Origin of the sequence: Pseudomonas sp. PS01298 (genome assembly GCF_029959745.1) — a bacterium.
Classification (GTDB): Bacteria; Pseudomonadota; Gammaproteobacteria; order Pseudomonadales; family Pseudomonadaceae; genus Aquipseudomonas; species Aquipseudomonas aylmerensis.
Genome location: NZ_JASCPP010000062.1, coordinates 1 through 20,118 on the forward strand (window position 1 = coordinate 1; position 20,118 = coordinate 20,118).

A 20,118-nucleotide genomic window follows, 5' to 3' on the forward strand; every position below is an offset into this window, starting at 1 on the left:
ATCCCGAACTCAGCAGTGAAACGATGCATCGCCGATGGTAGTGTGGGGTTTCCCCATGTGAGAGTAGGTCATCGTCAAGATTAAATTCCAGAACCCCTGTTTGCTAACGCAAACAGGGGTTTTGTTTATGTAGAAGTCCATGAATTTCATCGGCACGTTGCTTCATGACGGGCTGATATACAGAATTTCTTGACGACCATAGAGCATTGGAACCACCTGATCCCATCCCGAACTCAGCAGTGAAACGATGCATCGCCGATGGTAGTGTGGGGTTTCCCCATGTGAGAGTAGGTCATCGTCAAGATTGAATTCCGAAACCCCTGTCTGCTAGCGCAGACAGGGGTTTTGTCGTTTATGGGAAGATGGAAATCTCTGTGGTTCGAACCCCTGGGCATTCGAGAGACGCAATCCAAAGGGCAACCCATATTGCCGACACAAAAAAGCCAGTGCCTGCTATCAGGCACTGGCTGGGTTTGAACGCTATCGGATTAGAACTGGTAACTCAGCGTTGCGCTGACGTTGCGTTCTTCCCCCAGATAGCAGAAGTTCAGGCTGGCACAGGAGGCTACATACGTCTCGTTGGTCAGGTTATTGGCATTCAGCCGCACATCCACACCCTTCAAGCCGACCTTGCCTAAGTCGTAACCCAGCGAAGCATCAAACAAGGTGTAGGACGGTACCTTCATGGTGTTCTCCGCATCTGCCCAGCTGTACCCGACATAGCGCACACCGCCCCCAAGCCGCACTCCGTCCAAGGCGCCACTATCAAATTTGTAGTCCGCCCACACCGAGGCCATATGACGAGGTGCCTGTGTCGGCGAGTTGCCCTTGTTCTCAATCACGTTGTCCGCGGTACTCAAGGTACTCACCATCGACTTGGAATACTCGATGTCGGTGAAGGTGTAGCTACCCAAGACCTTCAGGTTATCGGTTAGCTGCATATGAGCCTCCAACTCCAACCCCTGAGAGCGCACAGCGCCTACGGCACGATAGAAGTTCTCCTGTGGCAGCTTGGTCGCGAGGTTCTCCTGGTCGATGCGAAACCATGAGGCCGTAAACAGGTTGTCAGTGCCCGGCGGTTGATACTTCAGCCCCACCTCCCACTGCGTCCCGTCCGTAGGCGCGAGAGGGTTGCCCGAGCTGTCTGAATAAGAGTTCGGATTGAAGGACTCGGAGTAGCTGACATACGGCGCCAGGCCGCTATCAAACAAGTACAGCGCGCCCGCACGGCCGGTGAGCTTGGTTCGCTTGTCACTGATCTCAGTGCCAAGTGGTCGCCCCGCCTCAGCGATACGATTTTCATCGGACGTCTCTACCCAGTCCTGGCGCATTCCCAGGGAAAAACGCCACTTATCCATTTCGATCAGGTCCTGCAAATAAACGCCGGTCTGTTCCAGGCGTCGCAGATAACTGGTCGGGCTGTAGTAGCTGATAGCCGAGTTGCCATAGACCGGGTTGAACGCATTGATCGGTTGCAGTGACCCGCTCGTCCAGTCCACCACCGTTTTACGTCGTTGATAATCTGCGCCCATCAGCACGGTGTGCTTGGTGGCCCCCGTAAAGAATTCGGCTTGCAGCATGTTATCGATGATGAACGCATGCAGCTTCTCATCACCGCCCGAGTAGTAGCGATTCAGTTCATTGCTGGTCGGTGTGGTCCAGCCGTAGGCGTATACCTGATCCAACTTCACCTTGGAGTCCAGGTAACGAAAGTTCTGGCGCGCGGTGAAGACATCATTGAAGCGATGCTCAAACTGATAGCCAAACGACTGCTGATCGCGCTTATAGCCATCAACCCCCGGCTCACCCTCAAAGAAGTGGCTGGAGATCCGCTGACCATTGCGCTGATGCAATGCCCCATCTGCCGGCATCCCGCCGTGGTAGCCGCCGTCGGGATCGTGCTGCAGATACGCTTGCAGCGTCAGCGAAGTGTCATCGGTAAAATCGATGCTCAGCGTCGGCGCCAAAGCGAAGCGCTTTTCCTTGGCGTGATCAAACTGTGTGTCGGACTTATCCGTTAGCCCCGTGAGTCGATAGGCAATGCGCTTGTCATCATCCACAGGCCCACTGAAGTCAAAGCCCATGCCGCGCTGCCCGTTGCTGCCGACGGTTGCCTGCAGCTGGTGATAAGGCTCGAACAATGGCTTCTTGCTGGTCAGCGCCACCAGGCCGCCGGGCGAACTGCGTCCATACAGCACTGAAGAGGGGCCCTTGAGAATGTCCACGCGTTCCAGAAAGTACGGATCCACCTGCATCGTGCTGTACGTACCGCTGTCCCCCATGGACTTCAGCCCATCGAGGTAAATGTTATCCACAGAACCATCGTTGAAGCCGCGCATTGCCACATAGTCATATCGATGAGTGGCGCCATATGGGTTGGTCAACACCCCAGGGGTGTAACGCATGGCTTGAGCAACCGTCTGTGAGCCCTGGTCGTCCATCTGCTCGCGCGTGACGACCGAAACCGTTTGCGAGGTTTCCAGCAACGCGGTGCTGGTCTTGGTCGCGATCTGGCTGTGAGTCGCGTTGTAGCCTTCCATGCTTCCCAGTGCGTTACCCAAGGCAAATCCCTCGATATCAGTGGTCGGTAACGTGAGCGCAGTACTTTGCGGCATCGCCTGCAGCACGAAACTGACACCGTCTTCGGAAATAGCCTGCAAGCCGGAGCCGTTGAGCAAATGATTCAGGCCCTGTTCGGCGGAATACTCGCCCTGCAGTCCGGTCGATTGTCGCCCCTGAGTTTGCGCAGGCGTGGCGGAAAGAGTGATGCCTGCCTGCCGGGCGAACTGATTGAGCGCGTCGCTCAGCGGCCCTGCGGGAATCTCATAGTGTTGACTGACCTGTACGGCACCTGCCTCTGCGGCCATGCTGCTGGTCGATACCACGCTGATGCCCATCGCTGTCGACAGCATTGCCGCGCGTACGGCTTTCCTCAATAACGGGTAGGAAGAGTTGGAAGAGTTGCGGGGAAAACGCACAGTCATGATCAAGGTCCGTAGAGGCCGGTGAGGGCAGATTGAAAGGCTTACTGTCTAAGCCGGTCTCACGGGAAAAAGCCGCCAAAAAAAGTCAGCAGATCAGACAGACCGCTCAAGGCTTACCCACCAACGTGTGCGATAGCGCACCTGGACGGGCAGGGTCTGCGGCAAGATCGCCAGCAACTTGTCGGTGTCTTCCAGGCGGAAAACCCCCGATAGCCGCAGGTCGGCGACATCTGCCGAGCAACCCAGATAGCCATGACGATAACGTCCTACTTCCGCTAGGAAATCAGCCAGGCGCATGGCACGCGTCACGATCAGCCCATCAGCCCAGGCGCTGATGTCCATATCCAGGGGGGGGACAAGGGTGGCCTGGGTCGGGCTCACGAGGTAGTTTTGGCCCGCGTGAACCTGCGTTGACAGGCCATCTGCCTGGTGCGGGGAATGAATGGCGACATTGCCGCTGACCACACTCAGCCGCGTGCATTCGCTGTCTTGGCGTACGGCGAACCGGCCATCGATGCCTTCGAGCAAGCCGTGGCGTGTTTTCACCAGCAACGGCGTGGATGCGGCCGCGCCGCAGGTCACCAGGATTTCGCCGCGCAGCAGGGTGATCAGGCGTTGCTGCGGGTTGAAGTCCAGGTCCACTGCACTGTCAGTATTGAGTTGCAGGCGGGTGCCATCCGGCAACTGGATGCTGCGCCGTTCGCCGGTGGCCGTAGCGAGGTCGGAGGTCCAGCGCTGCCAGCCGGTGAGGTCGCGACTGATCCAGGCCGCGGATCCGAGCAGCACGACACCCGACAACAGCTTCAGCGCCTGCCGTCGTCCCAGCCCCTGTGCACTGCTCTCAAGTGCCCTATGCGCCCCGGGAATCGCCGTGAGTTGGCTGCTCAATTCCTGTTGCAGCGCCTGCACCCGTTGCCAGGCCAGTTCGTGGTCGAGGTGAGCGGCGCGCCAATGCTCACATTGCGCGCGCAGGCGCACATTGGCGCGGTTGTTACGCAGGCGCAGTGCCCAGCTGATAGCTTGTTTGACCACCTGGGGATCCGGCCCGGAACGCGCGACGTTATCCATCGGCGTCATGATTCATACCGCAGCACGTAACAGTGGTAGAGCGCTTCGGCGACGTATCGCTCGACCGAGCGCAGCGACACGTCCATCTGTTGTGCGATTTGCTTGTACGTCAATCCATCGCACTGAGCCAATAGAAAAGCCTTACGCACCTTTGGCTTCAGTCCTTCAAGAAGCCGGGCGACCTCTTCCAACAACTCCAGCACCAATGCCCGCGCTTCGGCACTCGGGGCCAATGCTTCCGGCAAATGGGCGATGGACTCAAGGTAGGCCCGTTCGATCTCCTCGCGACGCCAGTGATCTATCACCAAGCCGCGTGCGATGGTGCGCAGGAAAGCCCGAGGTGCCCTCAGTTCAAACCGTTCGGTTTTCTGCAGCAGCCGCACAAAGGTGTCTTGAGCCAGGTCGGCAGCATCCGCAGCATTCCCCAGGCGCCCGCGCAGCCAGGTCTTCAGCCAGTGGTGATGGGTGCTGTAAAGCGTGTGCACGACATTTTCACACGCGAGGTACTCAGAAGACGGCATTCAAACTGACCTGGCCAAACGTTACAAATGATAATTAGTCGCATTGTTTGGGAGGCTGAAAAATTTTGCAACTCTGATCCTTGTATGACAACCACTTGTCGGTTTCCTACGCAAAATAAGGATCCTTCTCACAATTTCCTAAGTTTTGCCGGGGCCTGGCCGAAAGCCTGACGAGCCATGCGTGCACCGAAATAGAGCAGCCCCAGAAGCTGCCTATACCGTACATGGAATGTTCCACTCGGCACGCTCACCCCCCTTTGGCAAAAGAAGTCGATGAAATGAATCTCAAATTCAGTCATAAAATTCTGTTGGCCGCGTCAGGCGTCGTGGTTCTGGCCTTCGCGTTATTCACCCTCTACAACGACTACCTGCAACGCAGCACCATCAAGCAGAACCTGGAATCGTCTATCCAGCAATCCGGTGAACTCACTGCCAGCAGTGTGCAGAACTGGCTCAGTGGTCGAATACTGGTGCTCGAAAGCCTGACGCAAAACATTGCCCATCAGGGCAGTGGTGCCGACCTCCCAGGATTGGTCGATCAGGCGGCCTTCACCTCCAACTTCCAGTTCACCTATGTCGGGCAAACCAACGGTGTGTTTACCCAACGCCCTGACGCGAAGATGCCCGACGGCTATGACCCTCGCCAGCGCCCCTGGTACAAGCAAGCTGTGGCCGCCGATAAGCCGATGCTCACGCCGCCGTACATGGCCGCAGTGGGTGGGCAGATCGTAACCATCGCCATGCCAGTGAAAAAGAACGGCGAATTGCTCGGTGTGGTCGGTGGCGACCTGAGCCTGCAGACCTTGGTGAAGATCATCAACTCGGTGGATTTCGGCGGTATTGGCCACGCGTTTCTGGTCAGTGGTGACGGCCAGGTCATCGTCAGTCCGGATCAGGACCAGGTGATGAAAAACCTCAAGGACATCTACCCAGGCACCCACGTCCGTATCGAGAAAGTCAGCCAGGATGTGGTCCTCAATGGTCAGGACCGAATCTTGTCATTCACCCCTATCAGCGGGTTGCCGGGTGCAGATTGGTACATCGGCCTGTCGATCGACAAAGACAAAGCCTACGCACCGCTGGGTAAATTCCGTACTTCCGCACTGATCGCCATGCTGATCGCCGTGGTCGTCATTGCTGTGCTGCTGAGCTTGCTGATCCAGGTACTGCTGCGCCCTCTGACCACCATGGGTGTGGCCATGCAGGACATTGCCCAGGGCGAGGGCGATTTGACCCGCCGCCTGGCTGTCACCAGCAAGGATGAGTTCGGCGAAGTCGGCAGTGCGTTCAATCAGTTCGTGGAGCGCATTCACGCCTCGATTTCCGAAGTGTCTTCGGCCACTCGCCAGGTGCATGACTTGTCGCAGCGCGTGATGGCGTCTTCGAACGCCTCGATCGTCGGCTCCGACGAACAAAGCGCCCGCACCAATAGCGTGGCCGCCGCGATCAATGAGCTGGGGGCGGCCACCCAGGAAATTGCACGTAACGCCGCCGACGCTTCCCAGCATGCCAGCGGTGCCAGTGAGCAGGCCGACGATGGCCGCAAAGTGGTGGAGCAGACCATCCTGGCGATGTCTGCGCTGTCGCAGAAGATCAGCCTGTCCTGCACGCAGATCGAAACCCTGAATGCCAGCACCGACAATATTGGCCACATCCTTGATGTGATCAAAGGCATCTCCCAGCAAACCAACTTGCTCGCGCTCAACGCCGCCATCGAGGCAGCGCGCGCTGGCGAGGCCGGACGTGGTTTTGCAGTGGTCGCCGATGAGGTCCGCAACCTGGCTCACCGTACCCAGGAGTCAGCCGAAGAGATCCACAAGATGATCACCTCGCTGCAAGTGGGCTCGCGTGAAGCGGTGACAACCATGAATGCCAGCCAGGCATCCAGCGAAGAGAGCGTAGAAGTCGCCAACCAGGCCGGTGAGCGCCTGGTCAGCGTGACGCAGCGGATCGTCGAGATCGATGGCATGAACCAATCCGTCGCCGCGGCCACCGAGGAGCAGACCGCGGTAGTGGAAACGCTCAACGTCGACATCAACCAGATCAACCTGCTGAACCAGCAGGGTGTGGCCAACCTGAATGAAACCTTGAAGGACTGCGATGCGCTGTCGCAGCAGGCCAATCGGTTGAAGCAACTGGTCGACAGCTTCAAGATTTGAACCGCTGATCAACCTGGCAGGCGCGGAGCATTCTGCTCCTGCCGCTCAACCCAGCAACCGCCGCACATTCTCCAGCGCACTGTCGGCGAACCCCTGCAAGAACTGCTCGAATCCAGCCTGTGCTGCATCCATGGGCTCGGCAACGAGGGTCCAGGTCACCCTGGAACACTCCGTACCCATGGCTTCCACCTGGATGGCGGCCCACAACCTGGCCACGCCCAGCGTGTTGTAGAGGGTGGTCCAGGTCATGTGCATGGCGTGCTCGTCGCGGCTGTTGAGTTGCTCCACGACACAGTGGCCGTCGCGGAAAAACTTGCGGCGTAAAGCGCCCACGCCGGTGCCGATCATTTCGATATGCGTGAGCGCCGGGATGAACACGTTGAAGCCGGCAAACTGCCCCACCATGCTCCACAGGCGGGCGGCAGGGCAGTCGACCACGACAGAGGCCACGATCGGCGGGGCGCTCGGGTTGCGGATTAATGTATCGGGTTGCAGTGGTTTCATGAGGGTGTCCTGAGGCGTTTCAAAGAAAGCCGATGGCCTTGAGGTAGTTGCAGCCTTTGCTCAGCAGTGCCGCGTCTTTTTCCGGGTACTGCTCCCCCATCTGCCGGACGCCTTGCCGCGCGTTGTCATGGCGAATCATTGAGGTGTCGCCGATGTCTTCGTCCAGGCGGTCGAGGTAAAAGCCGAGCACGCCAAACAATGCGTTGTCCTGGTTGACCGTGCGCAGCGCCTGCTGCCAGTGCGCGATGCTCACCCGTTCGAACCTGTGGCCCGCCTGGCTGAAGGCATCCAGGTAGTGCGCCCAACTCAAAGGCTGTGGGTTGTGCAGGTTGAACACGCTTGCGCCTGCTTGAAAGCCGGCGCAGTGGAACGCAATGAACCGGGCTAGGAAGTCCACCGGCATCAGGTCGAAATTGAGTTCCAGACGCGGTAGCAGGCCCAACTGGAGCGAGCCTTTGAGCATCAGCATCAGGCGATTTTTCTGCGGCTGGCAGGCACCGTTGCGGCTGTTGAAACTGATGTTTCCGGGGCGATGGATATTCACCCAGGCACCTTGGCTTACCGCGTGCCCCAACTGCCGTTCGGCAACCCATTTGGAGAGGTTGTAGCCGTTCTTCAGATACAGCGGCAACGTGTCTGATGCCGGCGCTTCGAGCACGTGCCCCGAGGCGTCGATGCTGCTGCAGGCCGACAGCGTCGAGATAAAATTGAAGACTTTCTTGCGGCGGGTCTCGCACAGGCGCAAGCACTCGAAGATAGGCTCGACGTTGTCCCTGGCCAGCGTGGCGTATTCCATCACGTGGTTGACGCGCGCGGCGTTGTGCACCAACACGCCGTAGTCTTCGGCAAGCGCGTCATACACCTCATTGGCCAGGCCCAGCAGCGGCAGGCTGATGTCGGCCGCGAACACCCGTACTCGGCTCAGGTCGAGACCTTCCAAGTGGTATTCGCGCAACGCATGCTGGAAACGCGCCATCGCCGTGTGCCCCGGTTCTTCCCTTACCAGGCACGCCACCTCGTTTGCCCCACCGGCCAATAGCGCTTCGACGATATGCACGCCGACGAAGCTGTTGGCGCCTGTCACGATCACTTTGTGCGCGTCGCCTGCGCGGTCCTCGGGCAGTGTGTGGATCACCCGCTGCCGTTGAGCATCCTTCACTGCCTGGCCAGACGGAGAGTCGGGTCGTTGACCATCTTCCAGCAAGGTCGCGAGCGTACGAATCGTCGGGACTTCAATGAAATGGCTCAAGGCGAAACTGCGTCCGAATAGCTCGCGAGTGCGCAGCAACAGGGTCGACAGCAAAATGGAGTGGCCACCGAGGTCGAAGAACCCCTCATCGATAGACAACCCGCCGGCGGGTACTGCCAACAGTTCGCTCCACAGGTGGGTCAATCGCACCTGCAACGGGGTGCGTGCAGTGCGTTGGCTGGGCTGCGTCGGCGCTGGCATCGGCAGGGCCCGCAGAGCCTGGCGGTCGACCTTGCCGTTGCTGGTGGGCGGCATACAGGGCAACTCGCTCCAGCAACCGGGCTGCATGTAATCCGGTAGCTGTTGCCGCGCATGCTGTTGCAGGGCCGCGATTGTGGCGCCCGGTCGGGGTTGGGCGACGAACGCCCGGATGCTGCCGTCTCGGTCGATCACCACCGCCACATGGCGATACAGCTGACTGTTGCGCAGGCAATGTTCAATGTCCTGGGGCTCGACCCGAAAACCACGGATCTTCACCTGATCGTCGCGCCGCCCTCCAAACACAATGCCGTCGGCAGTCCACTTGGCCAGGTCACCGCTGCGGTAGGCCGGCAGGGTCTGGCCGCCAGGCACCGCCAGCGTCACAAAAGGGTTGGCGGCCCCTTGGGGCACGTTCACATACCCCAGGCTCACACCGGGGCCGACGATATACACCTCGCCCATCACCTGTTCATCCACCGGTTGCAGCTGGTCGTCGAGGATCAGCACCTGGCTGTTGGCGATAGGCTGGCCAAGGCTGCGATTGCTGTCGCCGGGGCGCAAGGTGCGATGGCAGACCAACACAGTGGCCTCGGTGGGGCCATAGAGGTTGTGAAACTGGCATTGTCCCGCCAACTGCTCGATCACATGGGGCTCGCAGACATCGCCTCCGGTCAGCAGGTGCGTCAGGCCCAGTGGTTGATCAAGCGGCAGAATGTTGAGAAGGGCCGGGGGTAGAAAGGCGTGAGTGACGTGTTGCCGGCGCAGCAGGTCGAGCAGTTGCGGGGGATCGCGTCGTTGCGCTTCACTGGGGACGATCAGCTCGGCGCCTGCTATCAGCGCAGGAAAGATATCGATCAGCGACGAATCGAAGCTCAACGGCGAAAATTGCAGCACACGGCTGTGTTCTCCCATGTCCATGCAGGACCTGAACCAGGCCGTGAAATGCGCCAGGTTGCCCTGGCTGAGCAGCACGCCCTTGGGCTGGCCGGTGGTGCCCGAGGTGAAGAGCGCCATGCAAGGCGCATCGGGGCAGGGGCGAGGGTGCATCAGTGCCGCGTTGGTGTCGGCATCGTGCGGGCTCACCGTACTCACATCCAAAGCACTGAAGTGCCCCCGCAAGGGGTGTTGGCCGGCATCCAGCAACACCCGTGCTCCCGCGCTGTCGAGCATACCCTGGTGGCGGTGGGGAGGCTGCTCCAGGCCCAAGGGCAGGTACACCGCCCCACAGCCCAACACTGCAAGAATGCTGGCGTACAGCTCGATGGATTTCTCCAGGTATACGCCGACCACCGCCGGCGTCTCGACTGCTTCCAGCAGAGGGCGCAACCGGCGCTGGATCGCCAAGGCGAGGACCTGCAACTGGCGGTAGGTCACCTGGCGTCCGGCGATATTCAACGCAGGCCTGTCGGCGAACGTATGAAGGCTGGCCTGCACCCGTTCGATCACGGGGACCCGGGCCTCCTGCAGCAATGCAGGGTCTGCGGTTTGATTGAATCGGTGTATGAACGCCAGCGCCTCAAGCGCTCGCAAGTCTTGCTCCGGCCAGTCATTGGCTACCGCACTCGAACAGAAGTACCCAGGGTCCCGCGAGAAACCGCTGACGTGCAGCGCGATCCATTCAACCAGCGCACCGGTCACTTGTTGGCGCAGGCGCTGGCCGTTGCCACTGGGCTCATCGGCGATGTCCAGCACCGCCAGCAGTTGCCGCCCATGCCCGTAGGCCCGCAGTTGCAGGGCGGGCAGGCCGTGCTCGTTCAACGGCCCCATGCCGGCGCGCAGGCCTAGCATCGGGTGGTGGTCCGCGTGTGTCGGCAATGCCTGGCTACCGTCTTCAATCAACAGGTCGATGGCCTCGTCGCCCGCGATATGCCCATACCGTTCCAGCTCTTGCCGGATAGCACCAAGGGCGCTGCTGGTGCCGCTCCAGCCGATCTCCAGTCGCCTCATATCGGCCTCCCGGGCACCGGCAGATAGTCCTTCAACGCCAGCGCCACACTGGGTGTCTGCAGCAAGCCGCTGTGCTGCAGGAAGCCCATGATATTTCCCAGCAAGGGATGCTGGCGGTGGATGGGGAACGCCAGCGCGGCGACTTCATCGCGCAGTGCATTGCGCAAGCTGTGGCTGATGTCGAGGTGGTCAATCAGGTGCAGGTCGAAGTTTTTCTGCAAGTCATTGGTCAGGTAATGGGCGAGGAACGTCGGCAGTACCTGAGCGATGCTGTCGCGGTCGGCCGCGCTCGCGGATTGCCAATACAGGCGCACCAGCCGCGTCCAGAATTGCGCATGACGACCTTCGTCAAACAGGTGGTCGGCCATCAATCCACGGACAGAGGCCTTGACGCTGCTGTCCTTGGAGAACGCCGCCACATCCTGGGTCACGGTATTTTCGGCGATGGCCACCCCGATCAGCTCCACGGCATCGCGAAGGTGAGCGGGTACCTGCGCTTGTGCCGCCGGCAGGGCGTGGCTCAATTCGATCTGGCCTGGCAGGTCCAGCGGTTGGATGCCGGTCATGGCCACGGTTTGTTGCAGGAAATCCAGCGCGACCAGCGCGTGATAATCCTCGTCGACCACGACCGTCATCGCGTCTACGCGGCAGGCCAGCGGGAAGGGCAGCGAGAAGCGATTCTTGGCAATGCTGCGCGCGGTCTTGTCGACGATCTCGGTTTCGAAAATCACCACGTCGTTGATGAATTTGTAGAAGCTCTGCACCAGCACGAAGTCGCGCCAATGCACACAGTGTTCGAGAAAGGTCGCGCTGAGTACCAGGGGTTGGCGGCTCAGGGGATAGATCAATTTGTCATCGTTTTCGAGCCAGCGACGGGGGCGGGTGCGAATGGTTGCGCGGCGCTCCCAGTCGTCGGCAATGGAGGGGTAGTCGGTGCTGTTCATGGGCGCACCCTGTGCAGCGAGGCCCGCACCTCATCCCAGAAGGCAAGGCGGCTCTGCACCGCCGCAAGGGCTGTGTCGCAGGCTTGGCGCGGGTAATCCGGATCCGCACTGACCAGGCGCTCCAGCAACCGCTCGGCCGCCGGCCCGTGCTCCTGGGAGTCCACTTCGATATGGCGCTTGAGATAGCCCTGCAAGGTAGGCGCCGGGTCATGAATGAGTTCATCGGCTTGCAGGAGGTGCTCGAACATCGTCGGGATGACCCGTTCACGGCCGTGAAGAAACGCCGCCGCGACACAATGAGTCGGCGCGTTCAATGCAATGTGCAGCGTGGCACTGACAAAGCGGGCAACACCGGCAGGCACATCGACCGCCTGCAACGCCGAGTCGGCCTCCAGGCCCTGGCGCAGCAGCGCGATAAAATGCTCGATCGCCGAAGTGCTGGCGCCGACCTCGGCCATGGCCTCCAGGTACAGTTCGAAGTGGCTGCAATAGCCCTGTCGGGGATGCGAGTCCGATTCTTCGCCCAGTACGATTTCATTGATCAGGCGCGCAGCGTGTGGGTCGGCAGGTGGAAGCCAGGGCAGGCGAGTACCGGCCAGGTCCTGTTGCAGACGTTTGGTGAGGGTCATGAAATCCCACACCGCAAATACATGACTTTCCATAAAAAGTTGTAACTTGTGGCGCGAAGTTATTTCTGCAAATAACGGGTGATTGCATAACTGCAGTTTGGTCTGTTCAAGTAACGGTTGATACATGGTTGATGCCTATAAGTTGTTGCGTCTGCTGTAGGAACAGCGAGGGGCTATTGTGATCGGCAATAAAGAAAAGCGGATATAAACCAGGCGTGATGCGCACGGCCGCCCTCAGGCGGTGTGGCGCTGTTGAATAGGGCGGCTGGTTTAGTGATAAAAGATAATAAGCGGGTTAAACAGTTTGGCGAGCATATAAATGTGTTAGAAGTTTTTCTAAATAATATGTGCTGTCAGTAAGTTGCTCTATTGCAAGTAGGAGATATCTTCAGTGCTACGCCCCTGTCCGACGGTGGGGCGTAGCGCTTGAGGGGCGATAGGGGTAAACAGAGGTGCGCGGCTTAGTTGCCGCCTTTGTCCAGGCCATTGAGGTAGGTCGTAATCACTTCCATGCCACGCATCAGGTGATTGCGCAGGGTCAGGATGCTTTCATCGATTTTCTTCTGGGCCACCAGTTGCAGCAGCTCACGGTGGTCTTCCTGGGAGGTTTCGCCCAATCCCATCGCTTCCAGGTTGAAACGCAAGAAGCGTTCCTCCTCATTCAACCCGTGCTCCACCAACTTGAGCAACCGCTGGTTGGGTGCCTTGCCATAAAGTGCCATGTGGAACAGGCGGTTGAGGCGGCCAATCTCGGCGTAGTCTTTTTCTTGCTCCAGCGCACAGATCAAGGCGTCGGCTTCGGCGATATCGGCCTCGGTGAGCAAGGGGATCGACAAGCGCAGGGCTTCAGACTCCAGCAACATTCGCAGTGCATAGGTTTCCGCCGAGTTATCTTCGATCAACGGTGCGACCACGGCGCCCTTGTGTGTCACCACATGCAGCAGTGACTGGGCTTCGAGCTGGCGCAGGGCTTCACGCACGGGCATGCGGCTGACCCCGAACAGGCTGGCCAGCTCCTGTTGGCGCATGGCAGTACCGCAAGGCAATCGCCCATCCAGGATGGCATTGCGCAAGGTTTCTTCAATCACGGAGCGAGCGAGATGGGCGGGAATAGGACCGCTGATCTTGATGCTGTTCAATGGGTTCGGCTTCTGCGTCACGGTTACGCTATCCTCCTTATTAGAATAGGGGTGGCTAATTGGATCCAATGCACACTAGAGACTGCTTATAGGCTTGTCAAACGGGCACGGTTTCGGCTTGTAAGCGGTTCAACACAACGCTCCCGGCGCCCACATCCAGCCTTTATGGCGTCTTACGCGCCCCGGTTTCAAGAGCCGCCTGCCGAGTCGGCAATCGCCGCAGGTGTTGCCCTGGACTCAACGCTCTATTACCCCGCTGTTTATTGCGTCGATAACGCGCCTGGCGGGGCTGCGCCGCTACATTCCCGCATATCGATATTCACTAACGGTATTTAAACTGCTGTTCTTATATCTATAAAGTCACTCTCCTGTCTGACCGGGAGTGACCTCATGTCCGCCACCTCTACTGTTCCAACAGCGACCACCGCCCAAACATTCGAGATTCATCCACTGCCCGGCAGCGTTGGCGCCGAGATCATCGGCCTGGACTTGTCCCGCCCGGTCAGCGACGAGGAGTTCGCGCGCATTCACCGCGCCCACCTGGACCATCACGTGGTGGTCTTCCGCGACCAGCGCATCACCCCCGAGCAGCAGATCGCCTTCAGTCGCCGCTTCGGTGTGCTGCAGATCCACGTGCTCAAGCAGTTCCTGCTGGCCAATCACCCGGAAATCCTCATCGTTTCCAATATCATCGAAAATGGCCAATCCATCGGCCTGGGGGATGCGGGCAAGTTCTGGCATTCGGACCTGTCTTATAAAGAGCTGCCGAGCCTGGGCTCGATGCTTCACGCCCAGGAGCTGCCCTCCGAAGGCGGCGACACGTTGTTCGCCGACATGCACAAGGCCTGGGACCAATTGCCCGAGCACCTGCGCAAAGCCGTTGAAGGCCGCAGCGCCGCGCACTCTTATACCGCGCGCTACAGCGAAACCAAATTCGAAGGTAACTGGCGCCCGACGCTGACCCCCGAGCAGCTCGCCCAGGTGGCCGAGGTCGTGCACCCCATCGTGCGCACCCACCCGGAAAACGGGCGCAAGGCGCTGTTCGTCAGTGAAGGCTTCACCACCCGCATTGTTGGCCTGCCGGAAGACGAAAGTCGTGACCTGCTCGCCCAGCTCTACGCCCACAGCGTGTTGCCACACAACATCTACCGTCATCAATGGCAGCCCCATGACCTGGTGTTCTGGGATAACCGTTCGTTGATCCACCTGGCCGCCGGTTGCCCGAGCAATCTGCGCCGCAAGCTCTATCGCACCACCATCCAGGGCGACGCGCCTTTCTGATTCGGAGCATGACCATGTCCAGGAAAATCCCATTTGCACGATTGGCCGCGACGGTTGGCCTGGGTGTCAGCCTGTTGGCCGGCAGCCTGGTAGCTCCGGCGGCTGCGCACGCCGAAGGTGAGATCCGCATTGCCGAGCAGTTCGGCATCGTCTACCTGTTGCTCAACGTCGTACGCGACCAGAACCTGATCGAGAAATACGGCAAGCAGGAAGGCATCGACATCAAGGTCGACTGGACCCAGCTGTCCGGTGGCGCGGCGGTCAACGACGCGTTGCTCTCCGGTTCCATCGACATTGCCGGGGCCGGTGTCGGCCCGCTGCTGACCATCTGGGATCGCACCCACGGCAAGCAGAACGTCAAGGCCGTGGCGTCCCTGGGTAACTTCCCGTACTACCTGGTGAGCAACAATCCGAAGGTCAAGACCATCGCCGATTTCACTGAAAAGGACCGCATCGCGGTGCCGGCCGTGGGTGTTTCGGTGCAGTCGCGCTTCCTGCAATACGCCGCCGCCAAGCAGTGGGGCGACAAGGAATTCAATCGCCTCGACAAGTACACCGTCGCCGTCCCGCACCCGGACGCCACGGCGGCACTGATCGCCGGCGGTACCGAACTTACCGGGCACTTCTCCAACCCGCCATTCCAGGAGCAGGCCCTCACCAACCCTAACGTGCATGTGGTGCTGAACACCTACGACCTGCTCGGCCCGAACTCGCCGACGGTACTGTTCGCCACCGAAAAATTCCGCAACGACAACCCGAAGACCTACAAGGCATTCGTGGAAGCGTTGACCGAAGCGGCGCAGTTTGCCCAGAACGACAAAGGCGCCGCCGCCGACACTTACATCCGCGTGACCAAGGCCAAGATCGACCGCGCCGAGCTGCTGAAAATCATCGAGAACCCGCAGTTCGAGTTCAGCGTCACGCCGAAAAACACCTACCCGCTGGCGGAATTCCTCTACCGCGTCGGCGCCATCAAGAACAAGCCGGAATCGTGGAAGGACTACTTCTTCCAGGACGCCAAGCCCCTGCAAGGAAGTTGAGATGAACGCGCCCTTGCAAGGCCACACGGCCAGCAACCTGCACACCACCGCCCCGCTGCTGGCGGTGGATAAAGTCAGCCTGGAATACCGCACCCCCGAGCGCGTGGTGCGGGCCACGCACCAGGTCAGTTTCGAAATCGATCCGGCCGATCGCTACGTGTTGCTGGGCCCGTCGGGCTGCGGCAAATCCACCTTGCTCAAATCCATCGCCGGGTTTATCAGACCCTGCGAAGGCGAGATCCGCCTGCTGGGGCAAAAGGTCGAACACCCGGGCCCGGACCGCATCGTGGTGTTCCAGGAATTCGACCAACTGCCACCCTGGAAAACCGTCAAGCAAAACGTGATGTTTCCGTTGCTGGCGTCGAAAACCCTCAAGCGTGCTGAGGCCGAAGAGCGCGCGTTGCATTACCTCGACAAGGTCGGCCTCAGCGCCTTTGCCGACGCTTACCCGCACACCCTTTCCGGCGGCATGAAAGCCCGCGTGGCGATCGCCCGCGCCTTGGCGATGCAGCCGAAAATACTGCTGATGGACGAACCCTTCGCCGCCCTCGACGCCTTGACCCGGCGCAAGATGCAGGAAGAGCTGCTGCTGCTTTGGGAGGAGGTGCGCTTCACCCTGTTGTTTGTCACTCACTCCATCGAAGAAGCGCTGGTGGTGGGCAATCGCATCCTGTTGCTGTCGCCGCATCCGGGGCGGGTACGTGCGGAAATCCACAGCCATCAATACGACCTGCACAGCCTCGGTGGCGTGGAGTTCCAGGCGTCGGCGCGACGCATTCATCGCCTGTTGTTCGATGAAGCGCCCGAGGCCGAACGTGAGTTGGGTTTCGCCGATATCCGCATCGCTTACTGAAGGGACAACCCATGCGCCAGGAATACGAAATTACCCTCGAGCCGCTGCTCAGCGTTCCCGTGGAACGCGAGCTGCCCCTGCGCCAACGCCTGTGGCAACAAGGCTGGCTGCGCAAAGGCCTGATCCTGATCGTGCTCGCGATCCTCTGGGAAGCGGTCGCGCGTTATCAGAACAACGACCTGTTGCTGCCCAGTTTCCTGCAGACCGCTCACGCACTGTACGACGGCTTGCTCAGCGGTGAATTGCTGAGCAAAGTGAGCATTTCGCTGGTGGTGCTGATCAAGGGTTACCTGATTGGTATCGTGCTGGCGTTCGCGCTGACCACCCTGGCTGTGTCGACGCAACTGGGCCGCGACCTGCTCAGCACCCTGACCTCGATGTTCAACCCGTTGCCGGCCATCGCCCTGCTGCCGCTGGCGCTGCTGTGGTTTGGCCTGGGGCAGAACAGCCTGATCTTCGTGCTGGTGCATTCGGTGCTGTGGGCGCTGGCGCTCAACACCTATTCGGGATTTCTCGGCGTGTCCGAAACCCTGCGCATGGCCGGCCGCAACTATGGGCTCAAGGGCATGCGTTTTGTGCTGTTCATCCTGATCCCGGCGGCGCTGCCGTCGATCCTCGCCGGCCTCAAGATCGGCTGGGCCTTTGCCTGGCGTACGCTGATCGCCGCCGAGTTGGTGTTCGGGGCTACCAGCGGCAAGGGCGGCCTGGGTTGGTACATCTTCCAGAACCGCAACGAGCTGTACACCGACAAGGTGTTTGCCGGGCTCGCGGTGGTGATCCTGATCGGCCTGCTCGTGGAAAACCTGGTGTTCGACACCTTCGAGCGTCTGACGGTAAAGCGCTGGGGCATGCAGCGCTGATTCGCCCGGCCTGCTAGGATTGCATTCCGCTCACTCCCCACTGATCACGAGTGCTTGGCATGCAACTACCGGACATGAACCTGCTGGTCGCCCTCGACGCATTACTCGACGAGGGCAGCGTGGTCGGTGCCGCGCGACGGATGAACCTCAGCCCGGCGGCCATGAGCCGCACCCTTACGCGTATTCGCGAAGCGGTAGGCGACCCGATCCTGGTGCGCGCCGGTCGCGGCCTGGTGCCGACGCCCAAGGCCCTGCAGTTGCAAGGCCAGGTGCGCAACGTGGTGGAGCAGGCTGCATTGCTGTTTCGTTCGGCGGACCAGGTCGACCTGAGCACCTTGCGCCGGCGCTTCAGCGTGCGCGCCAACGACTTTTTTATCGGCGTGTATGGCGGTCGTCTGTTCGACACCATGGAGCGCATGGCGCCGCTGTGCGAGCTGTGCTTCGTGCCCGAAGGGGACACCGACGACGAGGCGCTGCGTGAAGGGCGCCTGGATTTGCGCGTGAGCAATACCATGCCGGTCAGTCCCGAAGTGAAAGTACAGAACCTGTTTTCCACCACTTTCGTCGGCCTGGCGCGGGAAGATCACCCGTTGTTCGACGAAGAGATCACCGCAGCGCGCTTCGCCAGCTATTCCCACATCAGCATCTCGCGGCGTGGCATCGCCCGCGGCCCGATCGACACCGCACTGAACGCCCAGGGCCTGGAGCGCCGCGTGGCGATGATCGCCCCGGGCTTTCACGGCGCGATGTTCATGCTGCCCGATTCCGACCTGCTGCTGCCGGTGCCCAAGGAAGCGCTGCTCAGCGCCAATCGCCTGAAGCTGCCACTGCGCGCGTTTGCCTTGCCGATCTCGCTGCCGACGCTGGTATTGGCCCAATCCTGGCACCCGCGTTTCGACAAAGACCCGGCCCACAAATGGCTGCGCGAAACCATGCGCGAGAGTTGCCACGCCACCTGGCTCGAAGCGCAACCCACCTGACACCCCATAGCCCCTGTAGGAGCCGGCTTGCCGGCGATAGCGCAGGCTCGGCGAATACCTCGACGTGATCCAGGCCGCCATCGCCCCAAGCACGAGTTAATAGTGAGTTAAGGATTGCGTCTGGTGCAGTTATAACCTGCCGACAAGTAACTTTTTGTCATGTGTACGCCTGATTAAACTGCTCGGGTATTTACCATTCCGAGTTGCCTGTTCATGACTTCCCTCGCTGCTCCCGCACTCCAGGCCGCAGCCAAGCCCACCGCTATCACCCCGCCTGTATTCGGCCCGCGCATCATCATCGGCCTGGTCGGCGTGTTGCTGGCGGTGCTGGTCTCCGGTCTCAACGAGATGGTCACCAAGGTGGCCCTCGCGGATATTCGCGGCGCGCTCTACATCGGTTTCGACGAAGGCACCTGGCTGGTTGCCGCCTACACCGCCACCTCGGTGTCGGCCATGGCTTTTGCGCCCTGGTGTTCGGTGACCTTCTCCCTGCGCCGCTTCACTCTGTGCGCCATTGGCCTGTTCACTGTGCTCGGCATCCTGTGCCCGTTTGCGCCGAACTACGAAAGCCTGCTGGTGCTGCGCACCGTGCAAGGCCTGGCCGGCGGGGCGTTGCCGCCGATGCTGATGACCGTGGCGCTGCGTTTCCTGCCCGCCAACGTCAAGCTGTATGGCCTGGCCGGTTATGCGCTCACTGCCACCTTCGGCCCGAGCCTCGGCACGCCGCTGGCGGCGCTGTGGACCGAATATGTCGGCTGGCAGTGGGCGTTCTGGCAGATCGTCGGCCCCTGCCTTGTGGCGATGGCCGCCGTGGCCTACGGCTTGCCGCAGGACCCCGTGCGCCTGGAGCGATTCAAGCAGTTCAACTGGCGCGGCCTGCTGTTGGGGTTTCCGGCGATTTGCATGCTGGTGATCGGCATCCTGCAGGGCAACCGCCTGGACTGGTTCGAGTCGGGCCTGACCACCTTCCTGCTGAGCGGCGGCACCGTGTTACTGGTGCTGTTCATGCTCAACGAATGGTCGCACCCGATGCCATTTTTCAAGCTGCAGATGCTCGGCCTGCGCAACCTGTCGTTTGCCTTGATCGTGCTGGCCGGCGTGCTGATGGTGCTGACCTCGGTGATCATCATCCCGTCGAGTTTCCTTGCCCAGGTCCAGGGTTATCGCCCGCTGCAAACCGCGCCGGTGATGTTGTTGATGGCGCTGCCGCAATTGATCGCGCTGCCGCTGGTAGCCGCCTTGTGCAACCTGCGCTGGATCGATTGCCGCTGGGTACTGGGCACCGGGCTGGGCATGCTGGTGCTGTGCTGCGTCGGGAGCGCGCACCTCACGTCGGAGTGGATTCGCGACGATTTCTACGGCTTGTACCTGCTGCAGATTTTCGGGCAACCCATGGCCGTGCTGCCGCTGCTGATGCTCTCCACCGGCAGTATCCAGCCGGCAGACGGGCCGTTCGCCTCGGCCTGGTTCAACACCGTCAAAGGCCTGGCCGCCGTGATCGCCACCGGCGTGCTGGATGCGCTGACGACCCAGCGCCTGCATTTTCACTCGACCATGCTGGTCGACGGCCTGGGCAACTCGCCGCTGGCCGAGGGTGATGCGCCGGGCCTTGCCCACCGCCTGCACGAGCAGGCCGTGGTGCTCACTTCTTCGGATCTCTACTACGTCATGGCCGCCGTCGCGGTGGCGTTGATCCTGCTGATTTTCTGGATGCCCACGCGGATTTTCCCGCCTCGCGCACCGACCTAGCCACAAGGAA

At 60.5% G+C, this 20,118-nt stretch carries 15 protein-coding genes and 1 rRNA gene; 8 read left to right on the forward strand and 8 right to left on the reverse strand.

Going from position 1 to position 20,118, the window contains the following annotated elements:
• The first annotated feature begins 188 nt into the window (after positions 1 to 188).
• Positions 189 to 304: ribosomal RNA gene (gene rrf, locus QMX97_RS20220) — 5S ribosomal RNA — on the forward strand.
• 184 nt (positions 305 to 488) lie between these two features.
• Here rrf and QMX97_RS20225 read toward each other — a convergent pair.
• From QMX97_RS20225 to QMX97_RS20235, 3 genes are all read right to left on the reverse strand, one after another.
• Positions 489 to 2,984 carry a TonB-dependent siderophore receptor gene (locus QMX97_RS20225; protein WP_282397472.1) on the reverse strand — a complete coding sequence of 832 codons (2,496 nt, stop codon included), beginning with the start codon at positions 2,982 to 2,984 and terminating at the stop codon, positions 489 to 491.
• A 93-nt stretch (positions 2,985 to 3,077) separates the two neighbouring features.
• Positions 3,078 to 4,061 carry a FecR family protein gene (locus tag QMX97_RS20230; RefSeq protein WP_282397473.1) on the reverse strand — a complete coding sequence of 328 codons (984 nt, stop codon included), beginning with the start codon at positions 4,059 to 4,061 and terminating at the stop codon, positions 3,078 to 3,080.
• The gene (locus tag QMX97_RS20235) at positions 4,058 to 4,573 is read right to left on the reverse strand and encodes a sigma-70 family RNA polymerase sigma factor (RefSeq protein WP_065899492.1); all 516 of its coding nucleotides are present in this window, start codon (positions 4,571 to 4,573) and stop codon (positions 4,058 to 4,060) included. The genes QMX97_RS20230 and QMX97_RS20235 overlap by 4 nt, the downstream gene beginning before the upstream one ends.
• Before the next feature lie 278 nt (positions 4,574 to 4,851).
• Between QMX97_RS20235 and QMX97_RS20240 the strand changes: the two genes are divergently transcribed.
• The gene (locus QMX97_RS20240) at positions 4,852 to 6,732 is read left to right on the forward strand and encodes a methyl-accepting chemotaxis protein (RefSeq protein ID WP_106805516.1); all 1,881 of its coding nucleotides are present in this window, start codon (positions 4,852 to 4,854) and stop codon (positions 6,730 to 6,732) included.
• Between the two features lie 45 nt (positions 6,733 to 6,777).
• Here QMX97_RS20240 and QMX97_RS20245 read toward each other — a convergent pair whose 3' ends face one another.
• From QMX97_RS20245 to QMX97_RS20265, 5 genes are all read right to left on the reverse strand, one after another.
• A complete protein-coding gene (locus QMX97_RS20245; protein WP_282397474.1) occupies positions 6,778 to 7,236 on the reverse strand; it encodes an SRPBCC family protein in 459 nt (152 codons plus the stop codon).
• Positions 7,237 to 7,255: 19 nt separating this feature from the next.
• Positions 7,256 to 10,633 carry an amino acid adenylation domain-containing protein gene (locus tag QMX97_RS20250; RefSeq protein WP_282397475.1) on the reverse strand — a complete coding sequence of 1,126 codons (3,378 nt, stop codon included), beginning with the start codon at positions 10,631 to 10,633 and terminating at the stop codon, positions 7,256 to 7,258.
• On the reverse strand, positions 10,630 to 11,577 hold the full coding sequence (locus QMX97_RS20255; protein ID WP_282397476.1) for a diiron oxygenase: 948 nt from the start codon (positions 11,575 to 11,577) through the stop codon (positions 10,630 to 10,632). Before QMX97_RS20255 ends, QMX97_RS20250 begins: the two co-directional genes overlap by 4 nt.
• On the reverse strand, positions 11,574 to 12,332 hold the full coding sequence (locus QMX97_RS20260) for a DUF3050 domain-containing protein (RefSeq protein WP_065899497.1): 759 nt from the start codon (positions 12,330 to 12,332) through the stop codon (positions 11,574 to 11,576). Before QMX97_RS20260 ends, QMX97_RS20255 begins: the two co-directional genes overlap by 4 nt.
• A gap of 335 nt (positions 12,333 to 12,667) precedes the next feature.
• Positions 12,668 to 13,366 (reverse strand): GntR family transcriptional regulator, encoded by a 699-nt coding sequence (locus QMX97_RS20265; protein WP_106805512.1) that lies wholly within the window; start codon positions 13,364 to 13,366, stop codon positions 12,668 to 12,670.
• Positions 13,367 to 13,735: 369 nt separating this feature from the next.
• Between QMX97_RS20265 and QMX97_RS20270 the strand changes: the two genes are divergently transcribed.
• The 6 genes from QMX97_RS20270 (at position 13,736) to QMX97_RS20295 (ending at position 20,108) form a co-directional block, all read left to right on the forward strand.
• Positions 13,736 to 14,626 (forward strand): TauD/TfdA family dioxygenase, encoded by an 891-nt coding sequence (locus QMX97_RS20270; RefSeq protein WP_065899499.1) that lies wholly within the window; start codon positions 13,736 to 13,738, stop codon positions 14,624 to 14,626.
• Positions 14,627 to 14,640: 14 nt separating this feature from the next.
• Positions 14,641 to 15,666, forward strand: a complete 1,026-nt coding sequence (locus tag QMX97_RS20275; protein WP_065899500.1) for an ABC transporter substrate-binding protein — start codon at positions 14,641 to 14,643, stop codon at positions 15,664 to 15,666.
• Position 15,667: 1 nt separating this feature from the next.
• On the forward strand, positions 15,668 to 16,519 hold the full coding sequence (locus QMX97_RS20280; RefSeq protein WP_065899501.1) for an ABC transporter ATP-binding protein: 852 nt from the start codon (positions 15,668 to 15,670) through the stop codon (positions 16,517 to 16,519).
• 11 nt (positions 16,520 to 16,530) lie between these two features.
• Complete coding sequence (locus tag QMX97_RS20285; RefSeq protein WP_106805510.1) at positions 16,531 to 17,379, forward strand: ABC transporter permease; 849 nt, start codon at positions 16,531 to 16,533, stop codon at positions 17,377 to 17,379.
• Between the two features lie 59 nt (positions 17,380 to 17,438).
• A complete protein-coding gene (locus tag QMX97_RS20290; protein WP_065899503.1) occupies positions 17,439 to 18,359 on the forward strand; it encodes a LysR family transcriptional regulator in 921 nt (306 codons plus the stop codon).
• A 213-nt stretch (positions 18,360 to 18,572) separates the two neighbouring features.
• Positions 18,573 to 20,108 carry an MFS transporter gene (locus QMX97_RS20295; protein ID WP_282397477.1) on the forward strand — a complete coding sequence of 512 codons (1,536 nt, stop codon included), beginning with the start codon at positions 18,573 to 18,575 and terminating at the stop codon, positions 20,106 to 20,108.
• The last annotated feature ends 10 nt before the right edge of the window (positions 20,109 to 20,118 follow it).